The organism is Chitinophagaceae bacterium (assembly GCA_007695095.1).
Lineage (GTDB): Bacteria > Bacteroidota > Bacteroidia > Chitinophagales > REEL01 > REEL01.
Map to the genome: position 1 here is coordinate 1 of REEL01000057.1, position 12,260 is coordinate 12,260.

9 protein-coding genes are annotated in these 12,260 nt (G+C 37.7%); 8 read left to right on the forward strand and 1 reads right to left on the reverse strand.

Annotated elements, in window-relative coordinates; genetic code table 11:
* Positions 1-1,523, reverse strand: a 1,523-nt coding sequence (locus EA412_01380; GenBank protein ID TVR82535.1) for an amidohydrolase, incomplete at its 3' end; no start/stop codon positions are given.
* 162 nt (positions 1,524-1,685) lie between these two features.
* On the opposite strand from EA412_01380, the gene EA412_01385 reads away from it, so the two are divergent.
* From EA412_01385 to EA412_01420, 8 genes are all read left to right on the forward strand, one after another.
* Positions 1,686-2,267, forward strand: coding sequence for a CPBP family intramembrane metalloprotease (locus EA412_01385; GenBank protein ID TVR82536.1), 582 nt, complete (start codon positions 1,686-1,688; stop codon positions 2,265-2,267).
* A 58-nt stretch (positions 2,268-2,325) separates the two neighbouring features.
* The gene (locus EA412_01390) at positions 2,326-2,856 is read left to right on the forward strand and encodes an isopentenyl-diphosphate Delta-isomerase (GenBank protein TVR82537.1); all 531 of its coding nucleotides are present in this window, start codon (positions 2,326-2,328) and stop codon (positions 2,854-2,856) included.
* A 201-nt stretch (positions 2,857-3,057) separates the two neighbouring features.
* Complete coding sequence (locus EA412_01395) at positions 3,058-7,839, forward strand: PKD domain-containing protein (protein ID TVR82538.1); 4,782 nt, start codon at positions 3,058-3,060, stop codon at positions 7,837-7,839.
* 21 nt (positions 7,840-7,860) lie between these two features.
* Entirely contained in the window at positions 7,861-8,103 is a 243-nt protein-coding gene (locus tag EA412_01400) for an RNA-binding S4 domain-containing protein (protein ID TVR82539.1), read from the forward strand.
* A 23-nt stretch (positions 8,104-8,126) separates the two neighbouring features.
* On the forward strand, positions 8,127-8,492 hold the full coding sequence (locus tag EA412_01405) for a PaaI family thioesterase (protein TVR82550.1): 366 nt from the start codon (positions 8,127-8,129) through the stop codon (positions 8,490-8,492).
* Between the two features lie 2 nt (positions 8,493-8,494).
* The gene (locus tag EA412_01410; protein TVR82540.1) at positions 8,495-9,601 is read left to right on the forward strand and encodes an isochorismate synthase; all 1,107 of its coding nucleotides are present in this window, start codon (positions 8,495-8,497) and stop codon (positions 9,599-9,601) included.
* A gap of 15 nt (positions 9,602-9,616) precedes the next feature.
* The gene (gene menD, locus EA412_01415; protein ID TVR82541.1) at positions 9,617-11,320 is read left to right on the forward strand and encodes a 2-succinyl-5-enolpyruvyl-6-hydroxy-3-cyclohexene-1-carboxylic-acid synthase; all 1,704 of its coding nucleotides are present in this window, start codon (positions 9,617-9,619) and stop codon (positions 11,318-11,320) included.
* 24 nt (positions 11,321-11,344) lie between these two features.
* The gene (locus tag EA412_01420) at positions 11,345-12,238 is read left to right on the forward strand and encodes a 1,4-dihydroxy-2-naphthoate polyprenyltransferase (GenBank protein ID TVR82551.1); all 894 of its coding nucleotides are present in this window, start codon (positions 11,345-11,347) and stop codon (positions 12,236-12,238) included.
* Positions 12,239-12,260 lie beyond the last annotated feature (22 nt).

Below are 12,260 nucleotides of genomic sequence, written 5' to 3' on the forward strand. Positions count from 1 at the left end.
CCTTCAACTGTTGCGCTTGGGTCTTCAAACATCATGCTTATCAAAAAGTGCTTTCTTTCGAAGTGTATCTTTTTTTCTATGGTGTCTTGCTGAAGTTTTACATCTATTTTGTGAGCTTGTCCACCAATAATCAGATTAAAAGTTCTCATGTCGTTTAAAGTGAGTTCATAAGTACCTCTTATATCTATGAAATCATAATCAGTCACTTTATGAGAAACGCCTTGTATCCAGTTTTGATAGATACTTGTAGAAGCATCAAATATATCTCCGGAGGTAACTAAGAAATTAGCAATTTTTCCTTTTTCTAAAGTCCCTATTTTATCTTCTAAACCAAGTATTTCAGCCGGCTTAGTGGTTAATGCCTTCATTGCCGCTTCTTTTGAAAGACCGTGTTTTATAGCTTTTTCCAAGCTTTTTCTAAACTGATTGATGTTTTCCAGTCCGTGGCTGCTAATTGCAAAATCTATATTATGCTTTTCGAGATAAGCGGCATTTGAAGGAGCCATTTCCCAATGCATCATATCAGCAAGGCTGACGTTTAAAGCATCAAAGGGGTCGCTTACATCAAAAGCGTCAGGAAACTTGAGAGGAATAACCAATGGTCGGCCTGTATTTTTGATTGCTTCTAAACGCTGATATTCATCTCCGGATCCCACATAGATATAGTTTTTATTAAACTCATCTGCAATTCTTTGAGCTCTTAATAAGCTTAGCCAGTCAGTTATTTCAAAAAACTGTGGTAGTCTCTGAATTTTGTTCCAATTATCTAATGAAATATTATATTCTTTTTCATTTCCACCGTTTTTATACCATTCAGCATCCAGATATGTTTGTCTGATGAGGGCAATTGCTCCCATTAAACTTCCCGGATAATCCTGAGTTGAAGAGCCTTTGTCAAAAGAATAATGTGCAGAAGCCATATCTTCTAAGATTACTTCATTATCCGGCTTGTTTGCCAGACTCACAAAAACGCCGGTTCCTCTTGCAATTCCATCTTCCTGATGTGAAAGAACAGCTCCAAATCCCTGATTTCTGAAAGATTCTGCCTTATCGTTATCACGATGAAAAATTTGGTGCGCCCGTATCTCCGGTTTTATAGCCTCGTTCCAACCATAAGCACCTTTTTTATCCGACAAAAATTGGGGTCCGTCTCTTCTGCTCCTTCTTTCACCACTTACTTCCTTTATGCCGTAAGAAGTATACAGATCAATAAATGAAGGATAAATATGAGCGCCCTGTATATCATAAACTACTGCATTTTCAGGTATCCGCACATTTTGCCCAACACTTTCTATAATTCCTTTTTTGACTACTATGGTGCCGTTTTCAATAACTTGTCCGGGAGCGATTGTTATAACAGCATTTGTTAAAGCAAAAACTTCCGGCCTTTCATCAAAAGGACCATTAACCGGAAAGGTGGTTTGGGCTAAAGTTAGTTTTGAGGCTAAAAGAAAAACTATTACAAAAAATACATTGAGCGATTTAAAAACCTTCTTAAAAAACAATGATTGGTTAAGCTTCATGGTGGATAAATTACAGATAAAAAGGACTAAAATTGGGTAATATTTTTAAAATAAAGGTAAAAAACTTTTATTTCAAACAAATCAAAGATAAAAAAAGGAAGGAATACAAGTGAACGGCTAAGTTTATATTTTTACAATTAGGCTTTGTTTCGGACTAAAAACTTGTTTACCTATCTTTGCTCAACAAAAAAAGTCTGCGATTTGACCCGGAAAAATTTATTTTATCTGTCATTACTGACGCTATTTGGATTTAGCATAATCGGGTTGCTGATTATTTACTACATTCAGGGGATAGAGATTGTTGACTTTTTTTCTAAAGGAGAAAGTATTAGCAAACAGCTGATGATTGGCTTGTCTACAGGGCTTGTCACTGCTTTACTGGCTATTTTGATTATTCGATTACCTTCATTTCAAAAAAGCAGATTATTTTTTAAAAATCTTTTTTCACGAATTAATCCCGGTTTTCATCACATCCTTTTTTATTCTTTTTGTGCCGGAGTGGGCGAGGAAATATTTTTCAGAGGTGCTGTGCAGCCCTTTTTAGGGATTTGGATTACTTCTATCATTTTCGTTTTATTACACGGTTATATATCTTTTAAAAATTTACCCCTTACTCTTTACGGTATATTTTTAATCCTTGTCAGCAGTTCTTTCGGCTATTTGTTTGACATTTATGGAATATTTGCCTGTATTGCAGCACACTTTCTATTTGATGTTATTTTGTTTTTATACATCAGAAAGTAAAACATTTTCAATAACTAAATGTTAACGTAAGGTTTTTATTAAAATAAGAAATAGTTTTATGTCAAAGGATGAGTATGTAGTTTTAGTTAACAAAAACGACCGGGAAGTTGGAATTATGGAAAAGATGGAGGCTCATGAAAAGGGGTTATTACATCGTGCCTTTTCCGTTCTGGTATTTAATAAAAAAGGAGAATGGCTCTTACAAAAAAGAGCGGATGATAAATATCATTCCCCTGCTAAATGGACAAACACCTGTTGCAGCCACCCCAGGCCGGAGGAAAAAGTAGAAGATGCCGCTGCAAGAAGACTTCAGGAAGAAATGGGATTTAACACACCCTTAAAACACAAGTTTAGCTTCATATATAAAGCTGAGTTTGAAAACAATCTTATCGAACATGAATTTGATCATGTTTTTATTGGATACTATGATAAAAATCCGGAATTAAACACACAGGAAGCCTCCTCATACTGTTGGAAAAAAACCAAAGATATTTCTACAGAAATTCAATCTAATCCCGAAAACTTTACTCCCTGGTTCAAAATAATTTTTGAACGATTTTTAACAGAAAATTCCGTTTTGAAAAGTTGAGCATTTCGTACAGAGTTGCTTTTGTAACAGATGAATGTGGGTTATAATGAATAAATGTTAAATATAAATATTTGATAAAATAGATGTTTCTCCTTGTATATCAAGGCTATTTTTGTTATAATCGTTATTTCTTTTAAAAGAATGAACCCTATTTAGGTGTTTTGTTTTTTTACATTGATATGTTTTAACGAAAAAAATTTTATGAAAAGGATTCTCTTTTTTCTTCTGTTCTTTTGCTTCAGCTATAATAATTTTGCGCAAACAGTTTACGAATGGTATCAGGATAGCATAGTCGTTTTTCAGTTAAAAACGGACGCTAAATATGTAATTCCTTCCTCGAACCATTCTGTTGATATAAATTCAGTGGGGTTTGTCAACCGGCTAAAAGATAAATACGGGATATATGATTTTCATCATTTTTTCCCGGATTTTACTGATGATGCTCTAAGAAATACCTATCAATTAAAATTTACTGAAATCGAAAAAGTTGACGAACTCATCAGGGATTTAGAAAATGTTCCATATATAGAATATGCAGAGAAAAAAGAGCTCCATGTCACCTTTTTAACTCCTAATGACTTAGGTCCGAACACAGCCACGGGAACCGGAATGTGGCACTTATGGAGAATTCAGGCACAGGAAGCCTGGGATTTAAGTACCGGCAGCTCCAATGTGGTAGTGGCTGTAACTGATGACGCTATAAAAATAGATCATCCTGACCTTGCCTCTAAAATGGTGCCGGGTAATGATGCAACTAATCAAAACAGTACCAACCCTATGCCTTGTGGAGGAAATAACGGAAACCACGGAACGCACGTAGCCGGAACTGTTGGAGCTGCAACGGATAATGGAATAGGAGTTGCTTCCATAGGCTGGGATATCAGTATAATGCCTGTAAAAATTGGTCGTTGTTCCGATGGAGCATTGACAGCAGGATATGAAGGAATTGCCTGGGCAGCTAATAATGGTGCCGACATCATAAATATGTCATGGGGCGGAGGAGGAAGTTCAAACTTTGGCTTAAACATAGTAAATAATGCCCACAATCAGGGAGCTATTTTAGTTGCCGCTGCAGGAAATAGCAATAGCACAAACTTATTTTATCCTGCAGGTTACAATAATGTAATTGCCGTAGCATCAACAACAACCAATGATTCCCGTTCCAATTTTTCCCAATATGGTAACTGGATAGACATTTCTGCTCCCGGCTCAGCCATCAGAAGCACATGGGCGTCCAATAACGCTTACAACAGAATTCAGGGGACTTCAATGGCCTCTCCAAATGTTGCCGGTTTATTAGGTTTAATGAAATCATATGCACCGACAGCAAGCAATGCAGATTTAGTGCAATGCCTTTACAGCTCTGCAGATCCGGTGACGTCAAATGTAACTCAAATGGGTGCCGGCAGAATTAATGCTTTTCAGGCTCTTCAATGCCTTTCAGCTTTTGCTTTCACAACAGATGTTGGGATAACCGAAATTGTTGATCCATCGTCTACAGTTTGTGGAAACGAGTTTACCCCACAAATCCGATTGAGAAATTTTGGAAGTGATACCGTTACAAGTGTTCCAATTGTTTGGGAATGGAACGGGGTTCAAAACACTTTTCAATGGACAGGCGTATTAAGCACCGGGCAGTCAGAACTAATCACCTTACCAACTCAAACATCTACAGGGGGAACTTTTACTTTTTCGGCTGTATCAAATTTATTAGGAGACCAAAACCCACTTAATGATACTATCACCAAAACTTTTAATGTTGACCCAAATGGTGTGGATGTCGACTTTACACTAATAACAGATTGTTACGGCTCAGAAATCACCTGGAATATTGTGGATGATCAAAATAATGTGGTCGTTTCCGGAGGACCATACACAAATGTCGCCGGTGGAGCTACCTATGTTAAGTCATTCTGCTTAGAGGTGGGCTGCTATACATTTACGATTAATGATTCTTATGGTGATGGCATGTATGGAAGTCAATGGCAAAACTGTAGTGTTGACGGAGACTATTTTGCTACGACGGCTGCCGGAGTTCCTCTTTTTGAAATGACTGCTCCAAATGCGGATTTCGGAAATTCAACTTCTCATCAATTTTGTGTTATTGACAATACTATTGAAAATGATGCGGGTATATCTGAAGTAGTTTCTCCTTCCGGTTCAGCTTGCTCTCCTGTTATTGAACCACAGGTTAGAATCAGAAATTACGGAAGTGAGCCTTTAACCTCTGCAGTAATAAATTATAATATCGGTGGGGCAAACCAAACATTTAGCTGGAGCGGCAACTTAACTACAGGACAAAGCCAGGTAGTCAGCTTACCCGCTATAACTTCGGCTACCGGTTTGAATACCTTTTTAGCTTATACAAGCCTGCCAAACGGACTCACGGACGATAATCCCTTAAACGACAGTCTGGAAACGGAAGTAATTATCTACGATGGGGGCATCAGCTTACCATTTACAGAAGATTTTGAAAGTAACTCCTTTTTAACAAACTTGTGGACTATTGATAATCCTGACAATAATATCACTTGGGATATAGTCACTGTAGCCGGAAATAACCCGGGAGATAAAGCTGCCCGGATGAATTTCTATAACTATACTCAATCTTCTCAAAGAGACGGACTAATATCTCCATTGCTTGATTTAACAGGATATGATTCCGTAACGCTTGATTTTGAACATGCTTACAGAAGGTTTGTGGTACAAGGTTCGCAACAACCTGCCCCTACTGATTCTATTATTCTTTATGTATCCATAGACTGTGGATCTTCCTGGCAGAGAATTTATGAAATAGGAGAAGACGGTACAGGAACAATGGCGACAAATACAGCAACCAGTCAACCATTTACTCCTGCTCAAGTAAATCACTGGTGTTTGGAAAAAGTAAATATAGGTGGAAACTTAGTTGGAGCTGACTGTATTTCACTAAATCTTGATGCTTTTATTGGAAACCAGGTGCTGATTAAGTTTGAAGGTTATAATGCAGGTACACAGGGGAACAATTTGTTTATTGATAATATTAACATTACGGGAGTTCAAACTCAGACTGAGCCTACTCCTGATTTTTCCGTTGCAAATCCGGGTATTTGTGTTGGAGAAACAGTAGAATTTAATGATGCAAGCACCCCTTCTGCCAGTAGTTGGTTTTGGGAGTTTCCCGGTGGCACACCTGCTACCTCCAATGCTCAAAACCCTGTTGTAACTTATAGTGCACCCGGAGAGTATGACGTAATTCTTACGGCAACAAATGTCGCAGGTAGCAATACTACCGTTTTTTCAGATGCTATATCTGTTGAAAGTCAACCGGTTTTTGATATCATTGCACTTGGCCCTACTAATCTTTGTTCGAGTGAAAGCGTAACACTGGAGTCTACCGGAAATACAGATTGGCAATATACCTGGCTGTTAAATGGTTCACCGATTGGCACAAATAGCTCAACTCATGATGTTTTCAGTGCAGGTGATTACACTTTAGAGGCTATAAATGCAAATGGATGTGAAAATACCTCTTCAAATACAATTACAATTTCATACTTCAATGACCCTCCGGCAAGCATAACGCCCGGTGGACCACATACGGTTTGTCCTTCAGACAATTTAGTTCTGGAAGCTCCACAGGGAACAGGCTTAACTTATGTTTGGAGAAGGAATGGAAATCCGATTCCCGGAGCAACAGGACAAACATTTGAGCCCCTGCAGACAGGTAACTACACCGTTGAAGTAACGGAATCATCAAATAATTGCAGTAAAATTTCGTCAGTAGTAACCGTTACCATAAACTCATCACCAACAGCCAATATAATACCTCCATCTGTAAATTCAATTTGCCAGGGACAAACGATTGTTTTAAATACCGCACCACAAGCAGGTGTAACTTATCAGTGGCAATTTAACGGAGCAGATATACCGGGAGCTACGGGAAGTAGTTTTACCGTTGGAACAGAAGGGCAGTATACAGTTGTAGTTACGAACTTAAACAGCAGTTGCTCAGCTACATCTTCCGCAATTGAAATTATTGAAAGTGGAGATCCGCCTAATGTTCAATTACAGCAATTTGGAACTGTTTCCATTTGTCAGGGAGATCAGGTTGAGATTGAAGCTTTTTCTACTGATGCTACACAATACCAATGGCAGTTAAACGGAATAAATATCATCGGTGAAACAAATTCCAGCATCACAGTTACAGAATCCGGCACCTACAATATAGTAGCATCAAATGGCTGTGGTTCAACGACATCTTCAACAGTTGATGTAGAAGTAAACCCTCTTCCGGTTGCAGAAATCAATATTTTGGGAGAAAGCCAAACTTTTTGCCCGGGAGATACCGCTTTTTTAGCTTCTTCTGTAACAGGCCTGCAATATCAGTGGTACCTTAACAACAACCCAATTAGCGGCGCAACAGAACCTGTCTTAGAAGCAACAGTCGGTGGGCAATATCGGCTATTGGTAGTTGATAATAACAGTGGTTGTGAAAAAATGTCATCCATAACGAATATTCAGTTTACTAATCCTCCGGCTCCAAATATTGATGTTGATGAAAATATTCTGACAGTAGACGCTTCAGGGGCAACTCAATGGTATTTTGAAGGAGATGTAATTGACGGGGAAACCGGGCAGCAACTGATTGCTGAGAAAAGTGGTGAGTATACCGTTGTTGTAACTCTTGAAAATGGGTGTACGGTATCTTCTTCCGTTATCGTAAACATTGTGTCTGTTGAAATGCTTACAGATGAATCGGTCTTTAATTTATTTCCAAATCCAATAGCTTCCGGAGAAATTTTAACCATTGAGCTGGAAAATTTAAATCACAATCAGATTTATCTTAGCATCAAAAATGTTTTAGGTCAGGAAATGCTTCGTAAAAAAACAGATGCTCAACATTTAAGCAGAGGCATTAAAATGGATTTCCCTGCCGGCACCTATTACATTAAGCTTCATATTGATAATGATTTAAGAATTAGCCCGCTGATAATTTATTAACTTTGTGCAAAAACACAAGTTATGTCAAAAAGCAGTGCTAAGGAAAAAATCACTTTTAGCTTAAAAACAGAATTTATACAACTAAATCAACTGTTGAAAGCTACCAATGTCTGCATGTCCGGTGGTGAAGCCGGTGAGCTCATAGCTTCCGGTAGTGTTTTTTTAAACAAAAAAAATGAAAAACGGAAAAGGGCAAAACTATTTCCCGGGGATGTCGTTAATGTGGGAGATTTTGAAATCCTTATCAAAGAAAAAATAAATTGAAAAAGTTTTTCCCCAACACACTTATGGAACACCTGGGAATAGAATATACTATTGCCGAAGAAGGTTATCTTGAAGCGACCATGCCGGTTGATAAAAGAACCCACCAACCAATGGGCTTACTTCATGGAGGTGCTTCAGCAGCTTTGGCAGAATCTTTGGGAAGTGCCGGTTCAACAATGCTGGTAAACCTTGAAGAGTACGAAATCAGAGGAGTCGAACTGAATATTAATCACCTCAGAGGCGTTCGGGAAGGTAGAGTTACAGGCAAGGCTACCATCGTCCATCAGGGCAGAACAACCCATATTTGGGATATAAAAATTGAAGACGATGAGCAAAATTTAGTTGCTGTAAGCCGTTTGACAATAATTGTTTTACCCAGAAGAAAGTAATTTTGAAAGAAAGGGAGTTGCTAAGCGACATTTATACTATTTGTGCAAACAAAAACTTCAGCTTTATCTTATATAGCCTGCCCAATGAAAGTTCTTGCACTTTGATGATACAAAGCTCTAAGCCTCATCAAACTATAAACCCACCTGAAATTACCGATAAAAAACAGTTTTGGCTTTCACCTTTTTTGTTTCCGGAAGAAAAAATGTTTGTTTTTGAACCTGAGTTTGAAATTTACACGAATAAATTAAATACTGAGTTTGTTGAAAAAATAAGAAATCTTTCTCCATTAAATGTCGATAAAATTAATGCAGAAGTTAACATAAACTTTGCCGATAAAAAGACTTATTCCGAAAAAGTCAATAATGCTAAAAAATTATTGGCAAATGGGGGTTTGGATAAAGTGGTTTTATCGAGAACCAATAAATTCCCTTTTCCGAAGGAGCTAAATCCGGTTGCGTTTTTTAATAAATTCAGGGACACTTATAATGAGGCTTTTTGCTATCTTCTAAACACCCCTGAAACAGGAACTTGGTGTGGAGCAAGCCCGGAAGTCTTATGTAAAACCGAAAACAAAGAATTTAGCAGCATGTCTTTGGCAGGAACTCTTCCATTTAACAGCTTAACAGGCTGGTCAAAAAAAGAAATAGAAGAACAAAAATTTGTTACTGATTATATCTTAAAAAATATTCTGGAACATGGGTTTAAAGATGTGCTTGTTTCTAAAACTTATGATCATGTTTATGGCGAGATAAAGCATTTGCGAACAGACTTTACAATAAAAGAATTTGATACAAAAAAGCAATTGATTTCTATATTAAAGGCTCTTCACCCGACTCCCGCAGTCTGTGGTGTGCCAAAAGAAAAAGCAAAGGCATTCATTAAAAAAAGTGAAGAATACGACAGAAAGTTTTACACCGGTTTTCTGGGGCCTGTTTTTCCCAATGGCAATTGTTATATATTTGTGAACTTAAGATGTGCAGCAATAAAAAATGGTTTTATTTACCCCTTTGCAGGAGGCGGTTTAACAAAAGAATCTGATGCTTCTGCTGAATGGGAGGAAACAGAGTGGAAAATGAAAACACTATTGCGATTTTTAGGTTATAATTAATAAGCAGGTATATATATGTCATTTTTTTCTGACAAAGAATCCGTTTACCAGTTTGCGGAACTATTCATACAAAAGGGTTTAAAACACATAGTTGTTTCTCCCGGATCACGAAATGCTCCTTTGGCTCTTACTTTAGCCTCATACAAAAGCATACAGGCAGATGTAATGGTAGATGAGCGAAGTGCTGCTTTTTATGCACTTGGTTTGGCGCAGCAAACAAAAAAAGCGGTAGCTGTTATTTGCACTTCCGGTTCAGCCGTTATGAACTATATGCCGGCAGTTGTAGAGGCCCACTATCAAAAAATACCCTTGATAATTGTATCCGCCGACAGACCGGAGGAATGGATTGACCAAAATGACGGTCAAACAATACGTCAGAAAAACGTTTTCGGAGATTTTGTGAATAAAAGTGTTCACATACCACAGCAAATTATTGATGACAATGGTCGTTGGTATTCCGGCAGATTAATCAATGAAGCTTTGAATGCCGCTTATTACCCTCAAGCAGGGCCTGTCCACATAAATTTTCCCTTTTCAGAACCCCTATATGGTAAATTACCCAAAGAGCAATTTAAAAAGGTCAAACAAATAAAACACCTTCTGCCCATAGCTGATTTAGCTGAAAATCAATGGAAAGAACTGAAAAACGATTGGGAACAATCCGGCTCCACCCTTATTTTGTGCGGAATGAATCACCCGAACCCAATAATAAATAAGTCTCTGAATAAACTCGGGAAGCTCTCTCAGGTTAGCCTTTTGTCTGAATCTACCTCTAATCTTTTTGGAGAAGCATTCAATCCTTGTATTGACAATCTTCTTTTTAATACGGATGAAATTGAAGAAGCTGAAAAAATGCAGCCTGAGCTTTTAATAACTTTCGGCGGGCAAATCGTTTCAAAGAAGATAAAGGCTTTTTTAAGAAAACATAAAGCTTTCCAGCACTGGCATATAGGCACCGAAAACAACATTCAGGACACTTATCAATCTTTGACTCATCACTTGCAAATCAGCCCGGAAGTGTTTTTCTCAAAAGTTGAAAACTGGCCGGAAGTAAAAACAACTTATAAATCGATTTGGAAGGAAAAGCATAAACTTTCTGAAGAAAGACATAAGAAGTTCTTAGCCGATTGCCCATACAGTGACCTTAAGGTGTTTGAATCAATTTTACAGGCTATTCCGGATAAATCAAATGTCCAAATAGGAAATAGCACCCCTATTCGTTATCAACAACTTTTTGCTATCGATAAACAATTATATACCTATGCAAACAGAGGCACCAGCGGCATAGATGGAACAGTGTCTACTGCTGTGGGGGCTGCCATAGCTGTACCTGAAAAGCAAACTGTTTTAATTACCGGAGAGTTGGCGTTTTTTTATGACAGCAATGGTTTGTGGCTGGAAAACTTTCCAGTAAACCTAAAAATAATTATTATAAATAACGGGGGTGGCGGAATCTTCAGAATAATTGAAGGACCTGAAAAAAACGAGCTCACACAACGGTTTTTAGAAAGCCAACATAAGCTAACAGCAAAAGGCATTGCCCAAACTTTTGGAATTTCATATACTGAGTGCAAAAAAGCGGAGAAACTGGATTCGCAATTAAAAGATTTTTTTCACTCTAAAAAAGCCTCAATATTGGAAGTCTTTACACCTACTGAATTGAACGACAAAGTATTAAAAGCATATATCCATTTTCTTCGTTTCGGAGTAAAAGCCTAAAAATTGAATGTAGCTGCCATAAATATCAAACACTGGTTAGAAGCTTTCCGGCTGAGAACTTTGCCTTTGGCACTGGCTTCTGTTTTCATGGGATCGGTAATTGCTGCCTATCACGGCATTTTTAATGAATATGTTGCTGTTTTAACCGCCCTGACAACTGTCTTTCTTCAAATTTTATCAAATCTGGCAAATGATTACGGAGATGCCGCTTCCGGAGCTGATAATGAAGACAGAGTTGGGCCTCGAAGAGCTGTGCAAAGTGGATTAATTCCGGCTGAAAAAATGAAAAAAGCAATCATTTTTTTTAGCTTTTTAGCTTTAATTTCAGGTATAGCTTTAATTGTAGTAGGAACCCGGGGACTTTACCTTTCTTATGGTGTTTTCTTCTTTTTGCTGGGTGTAGTAGCCATAGCTGCTGCCATTAAATATACCGTTGGCAAAAATCCATACGGTTACAGAGGTTTAGGAGATTTGTTTGTTTTTTTGTTTTTCGGCCCGGTAGGTGTTTGCGGGACTTACTTTTTGCATACTGCAAGTCTATCTGTGGATGTTTTCTTGCCGGCTATTGCAATAGGCTTATTTAGTTCAGCGGTTTTAAACGTAAACAACCTTAGGGATTATGAAAACGACAAGAAATCAGGTAAAAACACCTTAGTTGTAAAAATGGGCAAGAAAAATGCAGTTATATACCATTTTATGATTATAATTTTAGCCTGGTTAAGTCTGATTACTTTTGCTTTATTAAGTGATTTTAAAACAATTCAATACTTGTTTTTGTTGCTCCTTCCAATAAGCTTCATTCATTTAAAAGCCGTTTTAAGAGACGAAAATGAAAGCTTAGATGCACAGCTAAAAGTTCAGGCGCTAACTACTTTTTTTGTAGTCATATTAATGGGAGTTGCACTTCTGATTCTTTAGCCCAATTGCTGATTTTTTAATA

Bases quoted from the DNA above. Each gene is read 5' to 3' on its own strand.
- EA412_01390 (TVR82537.1), top strand. From the start codon at position 2,326: ATGTCAAAGGATGAGTATGTAGTTTTAGTTAACAAAAACGACCGGGAA.
- menD (TVR82541.1), top strand. From the start codon at position 9,617: ATGTCATTTTTTTCTGACAAAGAATCCGTTTACCAGTTTGCGGAACTA.
- EA412_01405 (TVR82550.1), top strand. From the start codon at position 8,127: ATGGAACACCTGGGAATAGAATATACTATTGCCGAAGAAGGTTATCTT.
- EA412_01395 (TVR82538.1), top strand. From the start codon at position 3,058: ATGAAAAGGATTCTCTTTTTTCTTCTGTTCTTTTGCTTCAGCTATAAT.
- EA412_01400 (TVR82539.1), top strand. From the start codon at position 7,861: ATGTCAAAAAGCAGTGCTAAGGAAAAAATCACTTTTAGCTTAAAAACA.